This window comes from Mesorhizobium sp. WSM4842 (assembly GCF_055901575.1).
This window is the reverse complement of the sequence record NZ_CM148372.1, coordinates 2,206,566-2,223,101: the sequence shown is the minus strand read 5'-3', so window position 1 is coordinate 2,223,101 and position 16,536 is coordinate 2,206,566. Positions and strand designations below refer to the sequence as shown.

Sequence of the window (16,536 nt, the reverse complement as noted above, 5' to 3'; positions counted from 1 at the left end):
ATGGCTTGGCAAGCACACATCCGAATGTCGATTCAGAACGCAATTCCCGTGCCACCGTCAGACCTGATAAGTGACCTTGCCGCCGCAGATCGTCGTCACCGGCCGTACCGTATGCAGCGCTTCCGGTGCGGTCGCCTCGATGTCGCCTGAGAGCACCACGAGATCGGCCATAAAGCCTGATTTCAGGCGGCCCTTGCGATGCTCCATGAACTCGGCATAGGCGCCTGCCACCGTATAGCCCGCGAGCGATTCATGCAGCGAAAAACTCTGGTCGGGATCGCCGTCTGCCCATGGTTTGCGCAGCACTGCCGCCTGAATGCCCAGGATCGGATCGATCGGCGACACCGGCCAATCGGAGGCGAAGACGACGCGCGCGCCGGCATTCTTCAGCGTCCGCCAGGCATAGCTCAGCGGCCAGCGGGCGGACCCGATGCGCGACACCGTCGGCTCCAGCGGCAAGCCCATGCTGCCCGGCGGATGCGGCGGCTGCATCGAGGCAATGGCGCCAAGCTTTGCGAAGCGCGGTATGTCGGCGGCGGTGACCACCTCGATATGCTCGACCCGGTGCCGGCTGTCGCGCCTGCCATTCGCCTTTTGCGCCGCCTCATAGCCGTCGAGCACGGCGCGCACGGCGCCGTCGCCAATCGAGTGCACCGCCATCTGCAGCCCGCGCCTGTCGACGGCCACGGCAAGGTCGATGAATTGCTGCGGCGTGAACAGCGGCTCGCCCACCCAATCCGGACGGTCCGCATAGGGCTCGACCATCACCGCCGTCCATGAATCGAGCACGCCGTCGTAGAACACCTTGACCATGCCTGACGACAGCCATTCGCCAGCGTAGCGCTCAGCCATATCAGAGGCTTTGTCGAGCATGTCGAGCGTCATGAAATTCTTATAGTGGAACGGCACCTGCACGCGGCACAGCAAGCCGCCCTCGGCCTCGATCTCCGACAGGAGTTCGAGCTGGTGCAAATTGCCGTCCATGTTCTGGATCGAGGTGATGCCGTGCCTGGCACACCATTCCAGCCCGCGGCGCATGATCGCCCGGTCGGAGGCCTGCTCCGCCGGCGTCGGCTTCGGGTCCGGCTCGCCGCCGGTGGCCAGGCCGAGCCGCACGCGATCCTCGCCGGCCAGCGCGATCAGCGGCCCAAAAGCCTCGCCCTCGCGCAATTCGCCACTGGCCAGCCCGTCGTCGCCCATGACGATCTCGTTGCCGGGACCAAGCCGCTTGCCTCTAAGCAGGCCGGCCAGTTCCAGCGCCTTGGTGTTCGCCCACATTGTGTGGTGGTCGGGCGCTGCCATGACGAGGGGCCGGTCCGGCAGGATGCGGTCGAGGTGATGGCGGCTGACCCGCTCCGTCGCCGACAGGATGGTATAGTCGGCGCCTTGCGCCTGCAGGACGGATAGATCCGGCCGCTTTGCTGCATAATGGCGCACAGCATCGCAAAGCGCATCGAAACCGTGGATGCCCATCAGCTGGAGGTGATCGAGTTCGGCCGCGCCGGCGAAAAGATGCATATGCGCTTCGATGAAGCCGGGGACGACCGAGCCGCGGCCGGCATCGATGACGCGCGTGCCGGGTCCCTTGTGCTCCAGCACGGTCGCGCGATCTGCGATCGCAATGATTTCGCCGCCCTTGACGGCTATGGCTTCGGCGCGGGGAGTATCGGGATCCATTGTCAGTATGCTGGCGTTCTCGACGATCAGATCGGCCGATGGCGGCATAAGTTTCTCCCGTTTGAGCTTAGGCTAGCAGAGTCTTGGCGTCTGGCAAGCCGGCCGCTGCCACTCGCAACAGCGGTCCGGAATGCCTCTTGGCGGCGCTGAAACTCTCTGCCACAAAGCAGTCCGTCAATGACAGATGCGCAACTCGAAGAGCGAGCCGGCCGCCCAAATGAAGACTGTTTTCTCCCCTCTCCACGCCGGTCATGCCGGCAATTTCGAACTGATTTCAGGCGCCATTGTGTCGGCCTTCGAGAAGCCCTCGCGCGCCGAGTTCATCAAGGCGAGGGTGGAGAGCGAAAAGCTCGGCCCGATCCTGCCACCCGAGACCCACGACCTCGCAGCCGCCAGGAAGGTGCATACCAGCGACTACATCGATTTCCTGCCGACCGTATGGCCGCTCTGGGAAGCGTCGGGCCGAACAGGTTCGGCCATCCCCTTCACCTGGCCGACGCGCGGCTTGCGCGGCGATGTGCGCCCCCAAACCATCGATGCGCTGCTTGGCTTTTATTCCTTCGACGGCGGCGCCACCTTCGTCAAAGGCACCTGGGAGGCGATCAAGTCGTCCTATGACGTGGCGCTGACCGCGGCCGCTCTGGTCAAGGGCGGTGAGACGTCAGCCTTCGCGCTCTGCCGCCCGCCCGGCCATCACGCCGGCGCTGCCTTCATGGGCGGCTATTGCTACGTCAACAATGCCGCCGTTGCCGCGCAATGGTTCCGCGACCACGGCGCCAAACACGTCTCGATCCTCGATGTCGACTACCATCATGGGAACGGCACGCAGGAGATCTTCTACAGCCGCGGCGACGTTCAGGTGCTGAACCTGCATGGCGACCCAATGACCGAGTATCCGTTCTTCCTTGGCCATGCCGACGAGCGCGGCGCCGGCGCAGGCGAGGGCTTCAATGTCAACTATCCCCTGCCGTTCGGCACCGCATGGGATGCCTGGAATGGCTCGCTGGAAGACGCCCGCGCGAAACTTGCGGCTTACGCTCCCGATGTCGTTGTCGTCTCGCTCGGCGTCGACACGTTCGAGAAGGACCCGATCAGCAAGTTCAAGCTGAAAAGCGCCGACTATCCCAAGATTGGCCGTCGCATCGCCAAGCTCGGCCTGCCGACGCTGTTCGTCATGGAAGGCGGTTATGCCGTCGAGGAAATCGGCATCAACGCCGTCGGCGTGCTGACCGGATTCGAAGATCGGTAATGCATGTCGCCCAAAGGACTGCCCCGGGGCGTTCGACCCGAGAGAGCGGAGCGGCTTTGGGCAACGACATTCGTAAAAATCTAGGCCGTAGACTCATAGCGCGGAGCCAAAGCCGCATTGAGTTCTCGCCGTCGTGCGCAGCCGTGATACTCTCCATCAGTCGGCCCCACACGCCTGCCTTCCGCCATCGCACGAAGCGGCTGTAGCAGGTGGTGCGGGCCATAGCGCTCGGGCAGGTCGCGCCAAGGCGCACCAGATCGCAGCACCCAGAAGATGCCGTTCAGCATGCGCCGCAATGCGAGTGGTCGGATTAGTTCTGTTGGCAGCCTATGACCGAGGAAGCACATCCTGCCATTCCGGATGACGGTCGATCTGCGCTTTTGCGAACGGACAAAGCGGAATGATATTGACTCCTTCGCGTCGTGCATCCTCGACCGCCTGGCGCACCATTTGCTCGCCGACCTTGCGGCCCCGCAAGGCTGCTGGAATTTCTGTATGGTCGATGATGATCAGTCCCTCGCCGGCGCGGCTATAAGTCATCTCGGCTTCGACGCCATCGATGACCATCCGGTAGCGTCCCTTGGATGCGCCATCCTCCCGTTCAACCTTTTCGTCGGTCGATGAAGGGGCCTTCTTCGGCAGCTCGGCGTGTGGTGGCCGCACCTGCCCCGGCCGCCCTTGCAGGCACTCCAGCAGATCGCGGTCCCATCCTCCGAGATCGGCGGCGGCCTCGTAGGTCGAGACGAGAAACGCCAATAGGGTCTCGTCGCCATCGGCAGCCGACTGCACGGCATCGTAGGGCAGGATGAACTCCGACAGGCCGTCATGCCAGAACGCCGCATCCGGCCGGACCGATGCGCCTCGAAAGCCGTTCGGCGTTGGATAGGCGTAAGCGTAGAAGGCGGGATAATCGATGCCGCCGCCGCCCGGCCAGAAGCCTGCCGAGGAGACCTCGCGGTCGTAGGCCTCCTGCGTCACGTGGTCCGGCAATGCCGGAATTCCGCCCGGATGGAGAGGAGCACGCCTCCCTGAGAAGCGCGTGACGGCCAGATCGAGAGCGCCCCAGAACAGGTGAACCGGGCTGGACTTGCCGAGAAAGGAGGTCCGGAACGTCTTGAAGACCCTGTCGACCGCCATCGACGCGTGATGGAAGCGTTGAACGGCGTCGCGGTCATAGGGCCGTTCGCGATGATCCTCTCTGAACGGCACCGGGTCCGGCACTTCGTTCGGCTGGCCGTTGAAGGTCGGCGTGCCGCCGAGTTCGGAAACCAGCCGGACGAAACTGGCGTGGAATGCCGCGACCGTGGTCGGCCCGAGCGCAAAGGACGCCTTGCGGCCGTCGCCGCTCGCGCCGATCACCATGTGGTCTCGAAGGTCGAACAGGATCTCGATGCCAGGGCCGTCGGGGATCGGCGACGATGTCAGGCCGTTAGGCGTGACATAGAAGGTCGCGTTCCAGGAATGGTTGAGCCACGGGCTATGAGCCAGCCGATACTTGCCGGCGATCTGCAAATAAAGATGCAGCGCAGAGCACGTCTCGCGCCAACCGAGGTAGTCGAGGTGGGGCCACTTGTTGCTCATTTTCGCTGTCTCCATCCAGAATTCAATTGGCACGCGACATCGTTCATGTCGTCCTCGACCGCCCGAGCCGCGTCCGCGCGATCATCTTATCAGCGCCGGTCAGTCCGGAAGAGGAATGTGCTCATCCCGGTCATCGACCGGGAGATCGAAGCGCCCCTTGCCCCAGTTTTGCGCGCGCCATTCTGCTTTGGCCTCCTCGATGCGCTCCTGAGAAGACGCGACGAAATTCCACCAGATATAGCGAGGACCCGGAAGGGTCGCGCCGCCGAGAATCATCAGGCGCGCGCCTCTGTCGCCGGCCGCGACAGTGATCCTGTCGCCGGGGCGGAAGACCATCATCCGACCTGCCTCGAAATCCTGGCCGGCGATCGAGATCGAGCCTTCGACGATGTAGATGCCCCGGTCCTCGTGATCGTGCGGCATCGGCAACCGGCCTCCCGCATCGAGCTTCACGTCGGCGTAGTACGTCTCCGAGTACATTGTCGCGGGGGCCTTCTCACCATAGGCGTCCCCGAGGATCAGCCGGACCGAAACGCCGCGATCCTCGATCACCGGGAGCGCCTCCTCGCCATGATGCTCGAACATCGGTGCCATATCCTCGTGACGCTGGGGCAGCGCCAGCCAGGTCTGAATTCCGAACAGGCTGTTCGGACCGCTTCGGGCGGCCGCTGATGTACGCTCCGAATGGGTTACACCGCGCCCGGCGACCATCCAGTTCAATTCGCCGGGACGGATGATCTGGTCTGCCCCGGTGCTGTCCCGGTGATGGAAGTCGCCGCGATATAGATAGGTGACGGTGCCGAGACCGATATGCGGATGCGGCCGAACGTCAACGCCCTGTCCGGTCAGGAGCTCGGCCGGGCCGGCCTGATCGAAGAAGATGAACGGTCCGACCATCTGCCGCTTCGGCGCCGGCAGGGCGCGCCGAACCTCAAAGCCGCCGAGATCGCGAGCGCGTGGAACAATGAGAGTTTCGATCGCGTCGAGGCTCACCTCATCGGGACAGCCCGGTTCGATTGCCGGGTTCCAACTCATGCGTCTCATCCTCTCTTGGGTTTCCGGGAGGCCCCGCCCTTGCTGATGCGAATGCCTGATTTCGATTAATCCGGACCGCGCGAGCGGGAAGAGCGCTTTCGGCCCGACGAATGCCTAAACTGGCGAGCGACCGTCTGCCCAACTAGCCCTGTGATACGTCAAGCTGTGTCGCAGTAAGTGGAACGTGCGGGCAATGTGGTCGAGTTCAGCGGCTCGGTGTAGAGCGACCGTCGAACGCAATTCTTTGATAAGGCTTCGCCCCGTTCGTGTTTTAACGGTCGAGACCCCAAAGATCCGGATTCCGTTTGAAATACTCAATCAGCATCTCGGTGAGCACCCGCACTTTCCGCGTGGGACGCTGACCCGGCGGGCGGACGACATATGCGGCCGCCGGAGGTACCGGATAGCGTGTCATGATCGGGACCAGCGCGCCGGAGGCCACATATTCATGTGTGATGCAATCGGCGAGCCAGGCGATGCCAAGACCTGCCGCCGCCGCGGCGGCAAGCGCCGTGGCACTATCGGCCTTGAACCTGCCCTGCGGCTGGACCGTAACAATTTTGCTGCCATCCATGAACTGCCAGGTTTCCGTTCCCTGCATGAGGGCCTGATGGGTGACGAGTTCGTCCGGAGTCTCGGGTGAACCGTGCGCTTCGATATAATCCGGGCTTGCGACAAGCTTGCCATGGAACGGCCCGACGCGCTTCGCGATCAGGTTGGAGTCCTGAAGGTAGCCAGCCCGGATCGCGCAATCGAAACGCTCTGCGATGAGGTCGACGAAGCGATCGCTGTAGGAGGTATGAATGTGAAGCTGCGGGTGCTGGCGCGCCATTTCCGCGAGCACCGGGGCGAAGTGGGTCGGGCCGAAAGTAAGCGGCATGGCAACCCTCAGGCGGCCGCGCAGCTCACCGGTGGGGAGGATCGTTTCCCTGGCCGTATCGATCTCGGCGCTGGCTCGGGCCGCGTGATCCCTGAACGTGATTCCCGCTTCTGTGAGCGCGGCGCCACGGGTCGTTCGTGCAAGAAGCTGGACGCCAAGCTCCGCTTCAACCCGAAAGAGCCGCCGACTGACGATTGACTTGGAGACGCCGAGCCGGCGCGCGGCGGCCGATACGCCCCCGGCATCGGCCACTGCGACGAATGTCTGTAGGTCTTCGATGTCCATTCCGGCGTTCCTTATTTCGCGACACAGCTTGCCCGACTATGGCACTACCGCACCACCAAAAGGAACAGCAAATTGCGTCCAGGCAACGTCGCCCGCTGGCGCATGTCTCCCGTGAACCCATCGCCGTCCATTGCGGCAGAGAAAGGAAGTCTTGATGACCCCTCGTAACGGCCTCGATTCGCTTCTTCGTCCCGAAGATTCGGTCCTCGTTCTGATCGATCACCAACCTTATCAACTCGCGAACCTGAACAGCCACGATCCGCATATGGTGGTCAACAACACGACCGCGCTGGCGAAGCTAGCAAAAGCCTTCAATGTTCCGACCATTCTCACCAGCGTGATCGCGGCGCGCGGTGGACTTCTCTTTAAGCAGATCACCGACGTATTTCCGGACCAGGAAGTCATCGATCGCACCTGGGTGAACACCTGGCAGGACGAGAATGTGGTGAACGTCGTCAAGGCGACCGGCCGCAAGCAACTGATCATCGCCGGCCTGTGGACCGAGGTCTGCGTCGCAATGCCTGTCATCCAGGCCGCCGGCGAAGGCTGGGACGTGACCGTGATCACCGACGCGTCGGGCGGGATTTCGAAGGAGTCTCACGAAGTTGCCATCCAGCGCATGGCCGCGGCCGGCGCGAACGTGATGACCGTGATGGCGCTCGCTGGCGAATGGCAACGCGATTGGGCGCGCACCGAGCATGTCGAGGAGCTGACCGAGATTCTCATCCAGCACTTCGGCGGCAGCGGCATCGCGTATCTTTGGGAGCAGCAGCTTCTCAACACGCCGGTGCCGAGCGAAGGCTGACCCGGGCCGGCATGGCGAGCACTTCGGTGAGGGTCGGGATCGACTCGTTTGCCGGCCCTCGCCATCCTCGTCCTGCAGAGAAGCCCCTGCAATGTCGGGAACAGTCCGATGCACGCAAGTGCCGCACCCGCTGGCCCCGGCTGGCCCGAAATTATCGTTGGCCTCGTCTGCCTCTCCGTTCTGCCAATAGGCGGGGGGCGTCGGCCTGGTTCGCCTGGGCATCGATCCGGTTCCGCTCGACCTCATCCTGACTGCGCTGTCAGGATGAGGCGGCATGGCCGGTTTCTTCGCGGCTTTCCTGCTGCGCATCCGGTCCTGGGCGGTGTGCGTCGCACGACCTAGCGATGGATCGTAATCGATGCTGCGGTTGGGATGGGCGCCTTCTTCGCGAAACTGGCTCTCATGGTCCTTACAAGTGCGGCCACATGATCAAGTTCAGGATCATGGCGGAACGTGCCTATCGGTTTGTTGAGTAGCAACGGCTGGATCACGCGCCATTCGAAGTCTGTCAGGTAATATCGGCTCATGGTGAGCCCTGAATCAGAATCCGGCGCGATGTGAAAGCAGCCAGTCGGCAACGCCCCCAATTCAGCTGTTCCGAGCTGGCCGCGCCAAACCCATAAGCGGTCATTCACAGATTTAAGGTGATGGCAGCTACGCCCCTTGGCCGCCGATCGTCTGGAGCGCGCCGCTTCCCCGGGCCCTCCCTCTTCGACAAGCCAAGTTGACGGGAAAGAGCGGATCGATCGTCATTGTCTGCTCTCCGGCGCGTAACGGAGGATGACAACACCAGACTTGAGCGTCTTCGTCTCCAGATGCTTCAGGGGTATCCGGTTCGGGCCGCCCTTGAAGAGCGGCGTGCCTCTCCTGAGAATGACGGGGTTGATCCCGAGGTGATACTCGTCGATCAGGCCGTGCTCCATCAGGGTCGCCGTCAGGTCGGCGCTGCCGAACACGAAGATGTCTCCGCCGTCCCTGGTCTTCAGCTTGGAGACTTCTTCCGCGACATTGCCGTTGAAGAGCTTCGTGTTGTTCCAGTCGGCGCTTTTCAGCGTGCGCGAGAAGACCACCTTCTCGATCTTGTTCATGAAGTCCGCGATCCAGCCTTGCTCGGACGGCCAATAGGCTGCCATGAGCTCGTAGGTCACGCGGCCGAAGATCAGCGTGTCGGCCTTTTCCTGGGTCTCACGAATGTAGTTCTCGAGTTCTTCTTCGAAGACGAACCAGCTGATGTCCCTGTCCGGACCTTCGAAGAAGCCGTCGACGGTCACCATGTCCCATATGATCAGTTTTCTCATAGAACCCTTCTCTTCGTGTATCCCTTTGTGAATTCTCGGCCCCATCCCGCCAAAGCGGAAGCGCATGTTGGTGATCTGCCCCGCTTCCGAGACCTCGGTCTTCTCCAGCCTGACCGGCTCCATGCCCTCCTGACTGAAGAGGCGGCTGCCGTCGCCGATGAGGACGGGCGCGATATCGATGAGGACCTCGTCCACAAGCCCTAATTCGAGCCGACGGGAGGTCGCAGCATTTCAGCGGGATGCGACGAAGCGTTCCAGTTTGCCCAGAGTTTGCAGTCCGAGTTCCACGGCACCGAAGCCCTTCGCCTCCTGGAACTCGGCAGCCGTGCTGAATACCATGCCCAGCGTTACCTTCGTTGCCCCGTCCTGATCCTCGAACGAGGCCCAGGCGTCGGCATGTTTCGGCCCGTTCTCACCCCACAACAGCGTATAGCCGAGCCTCTCCTCGGGCCGGACATCGACATAGAGATGGTGGTTGGGGAAGACCGTGCCATCAGGCGCGATCATGTCGAATACCCATTCACCGCCCTTCCGCAGGTCGATCCTTTGCGTGCGACAGGAGAAGCCTTCCGGCCCCCACCATAACGGCAGCGTTTCAGGGTTCATCCACGCGCCCCACACGATGGATCGTGGTGCCTGAATCACCCGCTGCAGCACCATGGTCCGTTCGGCCGCGCCCGCGAGGTTGTCCAGGCCGGCGCCGAAGCCTTCACGGTAGCCTGCCTCCATGTCCTTCGCCAGCGAGGAAAGCTGCACCGCCACGACCAACCGGCTGCGCTCGTGCGTTCCCGAGATATCCGCCGTCACCAGCGCGACCGATTGCGTCACGCCTTCGGATGAGATCACCTCGTAGTTCACGCTGCACACCTCTGGCTGCAACGCGAGCCAGCCATTCTCGCAGCGGATGTCTGGCTGGCCCTCTACCTTGCAGAGCGAGACCTCGCGACCACCCACCCTGGTGTCGGCCCCCAAGAACTCCACGGTGACCGAGGGCGATGGCGCAGCCCAGATCGCCCGCGCGGTCGGGGCCGTCCATGCCTCCCACAGCACGGCCAATGGCGCGGCCACGTCCCGTTCGAAGGTGAGCGTCGCAAAGCGGCCCTTCCTATCATCAGGCACCGCACGGGTCGCACTGTTTGTAGCGAGGTTCTGTGTCATTCTTCGCTTTCCTTCATCACATTCATCACAAATGCATCCAATCGGTTGAGCCGAGCCTCCCAGATGGCGCGCTGTTCATCGAGCCATGTCCGCACCGGATCCAGAGCCTCGGGTACGATGGCGCAGGTGCGTATCCGCCCGTCCTTGGACGTGGTGATCAACCCTGCCTCCTCCAGTACGGAAAGGTGCCGCATCACCGTGGGCAGCCGTAGTCCCGTGGGCCCAGCCAGATCCGTTACCCGCGCAGGTGTTTCGGCGAGCCGGGTCAGGATCGACCGGCGCGTCGGATCAGCCAGCGCATGGAAGAGCAGCGAGAGAGCAGGATCATGCTTAGCCATGTCGCTAACTATCGCCCAATTTGCCGGTGGCGCAAGCGAAAACTTCGTCAAGTCGCTAAGTATTTTTAGCCCAACGCGCCGAGTTCTTGGAGCAGGCGGCTTCCGTTGCCGAGTCCGCTGGGAAGTTGCTCGCAGCGATGCGAGCGCAGTCCGATGCCTGCAATCGAAGACAAAATCCTGAAGCCGCCAGTCCGCTTCCCACCAATCTCAGCCGTACGCGTTTTATGGGTTCACGGCCTAGTAGGCAGCGGGCGCGGCGGGCAGAAAGTCGGCCACCTCACCGAAGCGCTTCACGCGGCCTGCAAGAATGGCCGCTGACCTGTTCCAGCCACCGCTATCTTATTGTTGGACCATGATCTTCTTTGAAAAGGCGTTCGCCCTTTGCGAAGTCATGCTCTACTTCTAAGGGACGGCATGAGGGCACCGATTCTGGAAGAACGCAGCATTTGAAGTCGGGGAAGCATCCATGATCGACGACGAGCCGGACAGCGAACGCGTCTCGGCGCTGGCGCCGTTCCGGCACGGCATTTTCCGCGCCGTATGGTCCGCCAGTCTGGTTTCGAATTTCGGTGGCTTGATCCAGGGCGTCGGCGCCGCCTGGATGATGACCACGATCGCCACCTCGTCCTATCAGGTTGCGCTGGTCCAGGCCTCGACCACCTTGCCGATCATGCTGTTTGCGCTCGTTGCCGGTGCGATCGCCGACAGCTTTAATCGGCGCAAGGTCATGCTGATTGCCCAGATCTTCATGCTGGTTGTCTCGGTTCTGTTGACCGTGTTCACCTATCTTGGCTTGATGACGCCGTGGACGCTGCTCGCCTTCGCCTTCCTGATCAACAGCGGCACGGCGCTTTACAACCCGTCATGGCAGGCTTCTGTCGGTGACATGGTGCCGCGCGCCAAGCTGCCTGCGGCCGTCGCGCTCAACTCCTTGGGCTTCAACCTGACACGCAGCGTCGGCCCGGCGATCGGCGGCATCATCGTTGCCGCCGCAGGTGCTGCAGCGGCTTTTGCCGCCAACGCTTTGAGTTATGTTGGGCTCCTCATCGTGCTTGCCCGCTGGAAGCCGGACCTGCCGGCCTCGACACTGCCGCGCGAGACGCTGGGGGCGGCGATGGGCGCCGGCCTGCGCTACGTCGCCATGTCGCCCAATATCGGCAAGGTGCTGGTCAGGGGTGCGGCTTTCGGCTTCAGCGCCGGCGCGGTTCTGGCGCTGCTGCCGCTGGTGGCGCGCGATGTCGTCAAGGGCGATGCCTTGACCTACGGCATCATGCTCGGTGCTTTCGGTATCGGCGCCGTCGGCGGCGCCCTGATCAGCGTCCGGCTGAGGCAGATCCTGTCCAGCGAGGCGATGGTGCGCATGGCATTCGCCGGCTTCGCGCTCTGCGCCTTCAATGCCGCCGTCAGCGACCACGCCTGGCAGACGTCGCTCGGGCTGTTCATCGGCGGCGCCTGCTGGGTGATCGCGCTGTCGCATTTCAACGTCACCGTGCAGATGTCGACGCCGCGCTGGGTGGTCGGCCGGGTGCTCTCGGTCTATCAGACGGCGACCTTCGGCGGCATCGCGCTCGGCAGCTGGATTTGGGGTGTCGTCGCCGATGCGCATGGCGCCGAATTCGCGCTGGTCGCGGCCGCTGTCGCGATGCTGGCGGGCGGCGCAGTTGGCCTCTTGTTGCCGTTGCCGCAGCAGGCGGTGCTCAACCTCGATCCGCTGAACCGTTTCAAGGAGCCGCATCTTGCGCTCGACCTAAAACTGCGCAGCGGCCCCATCGCCATCATGATCGAGTACATCATCCGCGAGGAGGACGTGCCGGAATTCCTGGCCACCATGGCCGAACGCGGCCGCATCCGCCGCCGTGACGGCGCCCGAAACTGGACGCTGGCGCGCGATCTCGAAAATCCCGCAATATGGATCGAGCACTATCACACGCCGACATGGCTCGAATACATCCGCCACAACAAGCGGGCCACCCATGCCGACGCTGTTATCGGCGAGCGCGTACGGGCGCTGCACAGCGGCGACGAGCCGCCGCGCGTCCGTCGCATGATCGAGCGTCCGACAACCGCCGGCACCACGATCGTCATGCCGAAAGGACCGATCGAACACTAGACCGTGCCGGTGTGTTCAGCTGGATGAGCACATGACGTTCCAATCCATGCGCCAAGCTGATGGGTCACACCGTACACGAAATCGGCACCCTACCCGCGCCTCAGGATGCAGCGCGCAGGTTTGTACGGACGCGCCGCCTGCTTGTGGCGCGGGCCTTCTCCGCCACGACACCGGTGATCTCGACCACGCCGTTCTCATGCGGTCTGGCGTTTGTGACCTTGTGGAGACGCTCATAGGGCAACAGTTCCTTGACCCGAGCATCGAGCAACGCGACTTCGGCTCGCAGATCCTCGCATTCCTGCCTCTGGACATCGAGCTGTATCTGTTCGGATGCCTGCTGCAGGGAAAGCTGCGAAAAATTCGCGCTCACCGTCGAAAGGTGCATCTTGTCGTTTTCGTTCTCCTTTCTGAGAGCGGACAACCTTTCCTCCGCAATTTGCTTTTCGGCCACAGCGTCGCTGCATTGAGCCTTGAGATTGGCGATCTCGCTGGCGGCTTGACTGTTCTCGTTCGAGGCAACTTCCAATCGTGATTGGAGGTTGCGAATTTCAGAACGCAGGCCGCCGATCTCCGTGAAACTACGCGTACGCTCGGCTTCCCTGTCACCTTCCATGATACGGGCCGCTTCCGTCATTTCCGACAGCTTCGCCTGCGCGATATCGAGCGATTTCTGCAGCCGCATTTCCTCTTTCTCGCTCTTGCCAAGCGCAACCAGCAGTTCCGAAAGTCGCGCCGCGTCATTGGCATGAATCGTCGAGAGTTCATCCAGCCTGTGCCGCGCCTCAGCTTCCCGTTTCAGCGCCTTGTCGAGATCGATCGACAGGCTGACATGTTTTTCCCTCAGTATCTCGTTCTCGCGTGCGCATCTGTTGGCCTCGGCCGTTCTGGCCGAAAGCGTTTTGACGAGGTCGCCGAACTCCGCTTCGCGTTCTGCACTCGCATTGCCTGCCACCACGAGTTCCAGCCTTGCTGCAGCCAGCGCACCGCGAAGTGCCTCCTTGTCCTCGACCAGGCTTATCTCGCGCTGCTGCAGGGCCTCGACAGCGCTTTCACGCTCGCGCTGCTTTCTGGTCGCGTCGTGGAGCTGCTCCGACAGCACTCCTTGCTGCGTGGTCAGGCTGACATTTGCCAGTTCCAGCTCGTTGGCGCGAAGAATGTCCCCGTGAAGCAGCTTCAGGAATTCGCCTGTCAGATGATGCGAGGTCGCGATCTCCGACAGTTTCGTGTTGATCTCCTCCAGATACTCCCGTGCATCGTCAAAAAGCCCATCAACGGCATTTAACGCAGCCAGTCGGGTTTGTGTGTGGGAAGTCAGCCGTAATGCGATCTCGGGAGTGTCCGCATCGTCCTCGGGCTGAGAGTTGTCATTCCTTGCCGCGAGATTCTCATCCGGGACGTCATTCAACGGCGATTGGTAGTCCAGGTTGAGACACTCATCGAATGCATCCGCCAAATCGGCTTCGAGTTCTTTGAATGCTCTGTCCACCTTCTCGGCACGCTTGATCAGACTTTTGATTCTCATGACTGAACGTCCCCTCCTTCTAGCGCCACCACGGAGTCTTGATCCTCGCCTGCCGGATACGGGTTCATCCTACCTCCCCTGATCGTCCGCGGTCGCCGCGTGAGATGACCGCTCTTGATTCTCCTGTCATGGTCCCGTTTACGCCACCTCCGAGCGCAAAAGGTCGACCCTACGCTAGGGACAGGCTGGGCCACTGTCCTCGTCTGTTTGAATGATGCAAACTGTAACTGCCCTGATTGTCGCGGGCTTTCGGGCAAACAACCCACCGGAGGAACGTCCGCCGGAGTTCAAGACCTTGGGTACCCGACAGCTACTGACCGCGCATCCGCGATCATCGTCGTGCCGCTATCGGGAGAGGACGCGAATGCGGCTCTGAAACTCACCCCGATCGACATAGCATCCCTGCAGATGTCTCAGCCCCGTGTTTGGGTTGAACGATTGGCGGCCGTGAAGCACCCGGCGATTGTCGAAGACCGCCATTTCGCCGGCCTTGAGGCGGTAGACTTCTGATAGAGCGTTCGCGGATGTTGCTGGAGCTGAATGACGAAATATTCGCGACCTTGCGCGCGCGGGCACGCACGGTTCGGTCCGCCTCGGGGCTCCCGAAGCCTACGCGCATCTCTTTGTGCCACAGGTTCTCGCCCGTTTCGCGGCGACCAACCCCACAATGACAATCGAACTTTCTCATGCGCCGTCGTGCCAGCTCGTACCCAAGCTCAAGGCAGGTAACATCGATTTGCTGCTCTGTGTCGGGGGCCACGAGCCACGCCAGTGGCCGGTCTCCGAATTGTGGCGCGGTCCGTTGAAGTGGATCATGTCCGCACAGCATTCGGCCCATTTGCAAGACCGCTCCCGTTGGCCCTTTCTCCAGGGGACTGTCCATGGCTGCCACCATGGCTGGATGGGTATTTGTGGCGCGGCACCGCTCTTCGCGCTCTTGAACGAGCCGGCCGGCGTTACAAAATCGTGTCTACGGCCACAACAGTCGAAGGTCAGCAGGCTGCTGCCTTGGCGGGTCTCGCCGTGGTGATCTTGCCGGAAGCAACGCTGGTGCCCGGACTGCGGGCTGTAGGGAGCGACGAGGGCCTGCCCGACCTGCCGGAGACTGCCGTCTTGTTAGTCAAGGCACGGGAGGCTCGCCAGCCCGAAACAGACACGCTTGCTACAGTGATCATGGATACATTCGAAACGATAAGGGCCGCCGCACGACGAGAACCTGTTGGGCAGCCGAAATCCTCGTAAAACAGGTAATGCCCTGCGCGACCTTATCTCTCCAGCCACGCAAACGCGCACCGGGCAGCATCGACGGGGCAGCTTCGCTGCGGCGATAAAACCCATTCTCATCTCGGGGAACCGCGTTGACGTAAACGTCAACCCAAAGCTATATGCGCCAGCGATCGTGATCGCGAAATGCGCAAGACGGCGACTTCGGCCAGACCGAAGTGCCAATCTGCGACAAACGCAACGAGACGAGGAGAACGGCCATGGGCGTTCAGGAAATTGCCGACAAGATCAGCGCGCGCGTGGCGAGTGCCGGGTTCGATCGTTCGGTGAAATTCGATACCGGCGGCGACGGTGTCATTGTCATCGACGGCGCCACCATCTCGACCACCGACGCGCCAGCCGACTGCACCATAAAGCTTTCGCTCGACGATCTGGAGTCGCTGATAACAGGCGATCTCAACCCGACCATGGCCTTCATGTCCGGCAAGATAAAGGTCGAAGGCGACATGAGCGTCGCCATGGCGCTGAGCCAGTTGATCGGCTGATCCACTCCAATCCGGGATGAAAAAAGACGCCGCCCGATGGGCGGCGGCTTATTTCCGATCCGTCAGGCCGCGAGCGGCAGTCGCTGTGCCTTCAGCTTGCGCCCTGCCGCTTTCAGCGTGCCCTGGGCGCCGGCGAGTACGCCTTCCACCAGTTCCAGCGCCAGCAGGCGGTGCCGCTCATAAGGGCCAGGCATGGCCAGCGAGCCGGTTTTTTCGGCCGAAAACCCGAAGCGCTCGTAATAGGGCGCATCGCCGACCAGCAGGATTGCCGCATGGCCGAGGCGTGCGGCTTCAGCGATCGCATGGCGCATCAGCGCCGAGCCGATGCCGGTATTCTTGATTGTAGGATCGACGGCGAGCGGGCCAAGCAAAAGGGCTGCCCGACCGCCCTCGCCCAGCACCACATCCCAGAGCCGCACGGTGCCGGCGACGGCACCCGACGCATCGCGCGCGATAAAGGCCAGGCCTTCCGAAGGCCGGCGGCCGCGCCGCAGCTTTTCCGACGATTTTTTCCTGCGCTTCGGCCCCATGGCGCGATCGAGCAAAGCCTCGCGCGCCGAAACGTCAGCAGCGGTTTCGGCGGTGATCGCAAAAGCGCTGGCAATCTCCCCCCTCGAGGGGGAGATGTCGCCGAAGGCGACAGAGGGGGTCGCCGCGCGTGAAGCGCCGGCCCCACACAGCCCAAGAGAGGTCGCGACAGCTGAGCCGACCCCCTCTGGCCGCTTTGCGGCCATCTCCCCCTCAAGGGGGGAGATTTGCCAGCCCACGGCGCCCTCAACAATGAAATCCAAAACGTCCATGTCCGCGATCCTTCACGAGCGGATTGTTC

General features: G+C 62.4%; 15 protein-coding genes and 3 pseudogenes. 5 read left to right on the top strand and 13 right to left on the bottom strand.

Annotated elements, in window-relative coordinates; translation table 11 throughout:
- Positions 1–57: 57 nt before the first annotated feature.
- A complete protein-coding gene (locus tag AC0NIE_RS10695; RefSeq protein ID WP_473486459.1) occupies positions 58–1,725 on the bottom strand; it encodes an amidohydrolase in 1,668 nt (555 codons plus the stop codon).
- A gap of 169 nt (positions 1,726–1,894) precedes the next feature.
- On the opposite strand from AC0NIE_RS10695, the gene AC0NIE_RS10690 reads away from it, so the two are divergent.
- Complete coding sequence (locus AC0NIE_RS10690) at positions 1,895–2,926, top strand: histone deacetylase family protein (protein ID WP_473486458.1); 1,032 nt, start codon at positions 1,895–1,897, stop codon at positions 2,924–2,926.
- Positions 2,927–3,050: 124 nt separating this feature from the next.
- Here AC0NIE_RS10690 and AC0NIE_RS10685 read toward each other — a convergent pair.
- From AC0NIE_RS10685 to AC0NIE_RS10670, 4 genes and pseudogenes are all read right to left on the bottom strand, one after another.
- Positions 3,051–3,219: pseudogene (locus AC0NIE_RS10685) on the bottom strand (transposase); the annotation flags it as partial.
- Between the two features lie 34 nt (positions 3,220–3,253).
- The gene (locus tag AC0NIE_RS10680) at positions 3,254–4,507 is read right to left on the bottom strand and encodes a DUF5996 family protein (RefSeq protein WP_473486457.1); all 1,254 of its coding nucleotides are present in this window, start codon (positions 4,505–4,507) and stop codon (positions 3,254–3,256) included.
- Between the two features lie 99 nt (positions 4,508–4,606).
- Positions 4,607–5,542 (bottom strand): pirin family protein, encoded by a 936-nt coding sequence (locus tag AC0NIE_RS10675; protein WP_473486456.1) that lies wholly within the window; start codon positions 5,540–5,542, stop codon positions 4,607–4,609.
- Between the two features lie 271 nt (positions 5,543–5,813).
- Positions 5,814–6,707 (bottom strand): LysR family transcriptional regulator, encoded by an 894-nt coding sequence (locus AC0NIE_RS10670; protein WP_473486455.1) that lies wholly within the window; start codon positions 6,705–6,707, stop codon positions 5,814–5,816.
- A gap of 154 nt (positions 6,708–6,861) precedes the next feature.
- On the opposite strand from AC0NIE_RS10670, the gene AC0NIE_RS10665 reads away from it, so the two are divergent.
- Positions 6,862–7,512, top strand: coding sequence for a hydrolase (locus tag AC0NIE_RS10665; RefSeq protein WP_077374570.1), 651 nt, complete (start codon positions 6,862–6,864; stop codon positions 7,510–7,512).
- A 440-nt stretch (positions 7,513–7,952) separates the two neighbouring features.
- Here AC0NIE_RS10665 and AC0NIE_RS10660 read toward each other — a convergent pair.
- The 5 genes and pseudogenes from AC0NIE_RS10660 to AC0NIE_RS10640 all read right to left on the bottom strand — a co-directional run.
- Positions 7,953–8,039: pseudogene (locus tag AC0NIE_RS10660) on the bottom strand (IS5/IS1182 family transposase); the annotation flags it as partial.
- 222 nt (positions 8,040–8,261) lie between these two features.
- Entirely contained in the window at positions 8,262–8,810 is a 549-nt protein-coding gene (locus tag AC0NIE_RS10655) for a dihydrofolate reductase family protein (RefSeq protein WP_473486509.1), read from the bottom strand.
- Positions 8,811–8,900: 90 nt separating this feature from the next.
- Positions 8,901–9,008 (bottom strand): annotated as a pseudogene (locus tag AC0NIE_RS10650) (dihydrofolate reductase family protein); the annotation flags it as partial.
- A 33-nt stretch (positions 9,009–9,041) separates the two neighbouring features.
- Positions 9,042–9,968 (bottom strand): SRPBCC family protein, encoded by a 927-nt coding sequence (locus AC0NIE_RS10645; protein ID WP_473486454.1) that lies wholly within the window; start codon positions 9,966–9,968, stop codon positions 9,042–9,044.
- Positions 9,965–10,306, bottom strand: coding sequence for an ArsR/SmtB family transcription factor (locus AC0NIE_RS10640; RefSeq protein ID WP_473486453.1), 342 nt, complete (start codon positions 10,304–10,306; stop codon positions 9,965–9,967). Before AC0NIE_RS10640 ends, AC0NIE_RS10645 begins: the two co-directional genes overlap by 4 nt.
- A gap of 466 nt (positions 10,307–10,772) precedes the next feature.
- On the opposite strand from AC0NIE_RS10640, the gene AC0NIE_RS10635 reads away from it, so the two are divergent.
- Positions 10,773–12,416, top strand: a complete 1,644-nt coding sequence (locus AC0NIE_RS10635; RefSeq protein WP_473486452.1) for an MFS transporter — start codon at positions 10,773–10,775, stop codon at positions 12,414–12,416.
- 100 nt (positions 12,417–12,516) lie between these two features.
- On the opposite strand, the gene AC0NIE_RS10630 is transcribed toward AC0NIE_RS10635, so the two are convergent.
- Both AC0NIE_RS10630 and AC0NIE_RS10625 read right to left on the bottom strand, forming a co-directional pair.
- The gene (locus AC0NIE_RS10630; protein ID WP_473486451.1) at positions 12,517–13,938 is read right to left on the bottom strand and encodes a coiled-coil domain-containing protein; all 1,422 of its coding nucleotides are present in this window, start codon (positions 13,936–13,938) and stop codon (positions 12,517–12,519) included.
- A 345-nt stretch (positions 13,939–14,283) separates the two neighbouring features.
- Positions 14,284–14,514, bottom strand: coding sequence for a TauD/TfdA family dioxygenase (locus tag AC0NIE_RS10625; protein ID WP_473486450.1), 231 nt, complete (start codon positions 14,512–14,514; stop codon positions 14,284–14,286).
- Between AC0NIE_RS10625 and AC0NIE_RS10620 the strand changes: the two genes are divergently transcribed.
- Entirely contained in the window at positions 14,489–14,968 is a 480-nt protein-coding gene (locus tag AC0NIE_RS10620) for a LysR substrate-binding domain-containing protein (protein ID WP_473486508.1), read from the top strand. The genes AC0NIE_RS10625 and AC0NIE_RS10620 overlap by 26 nt on opposite strands.
- Positions 14,969–15,422: 454 nt before the next feature.
- The gene (locus AC0NIE_RS10615; protein WP_473486449.1) at positions 15,423–15,707 is read left to right on the top strand and encodes an SCP2 sterol-binding domain-containing protein; all 285 of its coding nucleotides are present in this window, start codon (positions 15,423–15,425) and stop codon (positions 15,705–15,707) included.
- Between the two features lie 62 nt (positions 15,708–15,769).
- Here AC0NIE_RS10615 and AC0NIE_RS10610 read toward each other — a convergent pair whose 3' ends face one another.
- Positions 15,770–16,333 carry a GNAT family N-acetyltransferase gene (locus AC0NIE_RS10610; RefSeq protein ID WP_473486507.1) on the bottom strand — a complete coding sequence of 188 codons (564 nt, stop codon included), beginning with the start codon at positions 16,331–16,333 and terminating at the stop codon, positions 15,770–15,772.
- Positions 16,334–16,536: the final 203 nt, after the last annotated feature.

What these genes read in the sequence shown, in the direction of transcription:
- AC0NIE_RS10695 (WP_473486459.1), bottom strand. Translation starts at nt 1,725, where the DNA reads ATGCCGCCATCGGCCGATCTGATCGTCGAGAACGCCAGCATACTGACA.
- AC0NIE_RS10690 (WP_473486458.1), top strand. Translation starts at nt 1,895, where the DNA reads ATGAAGACTGTTTTCTCCCCTCTCCACGCCGGTCATGCCGGCAATTTC.
- AC0NIE_RS10680 (WP_473486457.1), bottom strand. Translation starts at nt 4,507, where the DNA reads ATGAGCAACAAGTGGCCCCACCTCGACTACCTCGGTTGGCGCGAGACG.
- AC0NIE_RS10675 (WP_473486456.1), bottom strand. Translation starts at nt 5,542, where the DNA reads ATGAGTTGGAACCCGGCAATCGAACCGGGCTGTCCCGATGAGGTGAGC.
- AC0NIE_RS10670 (WP_473486455.1), bottom strand. Translation starts at nt 6,707, where the DNA reads ATGGACATCGAAGACCTACAGACATTCGTCGCAGTGGCCGATGCCGGG.
- AC0NIE_RS10665 (WP_077374570.1), top strand. Translation starts at nt 6,862, where the DNA reads ATGACCCCTCGTAACGGCCTCGATTCGCTTCTTCGTCCCGAAGATTCG.
- AC0NIE_RS10655 (WP_473486509.1), bottom strand. Translation starts at nt 8,810, where the DNA reads ATGAGAAAACTGATCATATGGGACATGGTGACCGTCGACGGCTTCTTC.
- AC0NIE_RS10645 (WP_473486454.1), bottom strand. Translation starts at nt 9,968, where the DNA reads ATGACACAGAACCTCGCTACAAACAGTGCGACCCGTGCGGTGCCTGAT.
- AC0NIE_RS10640 (WP_473486453.1), bottom strand. Translation starts at nt 10,306, where the DNA reads ATGGCTAAGCATGATCCTGCTCTCTCGCTGCTCTTCCATGCGCTGGCT.
- AC0NIE_RS10635 (WP_473486452.1), top strand. Translation starts at nt 10,773, where the DNA reads ATGATCGACGACGAGCCGGACAGCGAACGCGTCTCGGCGCTGGCGCCG.
- AC0NIE_RS10630 (WP_473486451.1), bottom strand. Translation starts at nt 13,938, where the DNA reads ATGAGAATCAAAAGTCTGATCAAGCGTGCCGAGAAGGTGGACAGAGCA.
- AC0NIE_RS10615 (WP_473486449.1), top strand. Translation starts at nt 15,423, where the DNA reads ATGGGCGTTCAGGAAATTGCCGACAAGATCAGCGCGCGCGTGGCGAGT.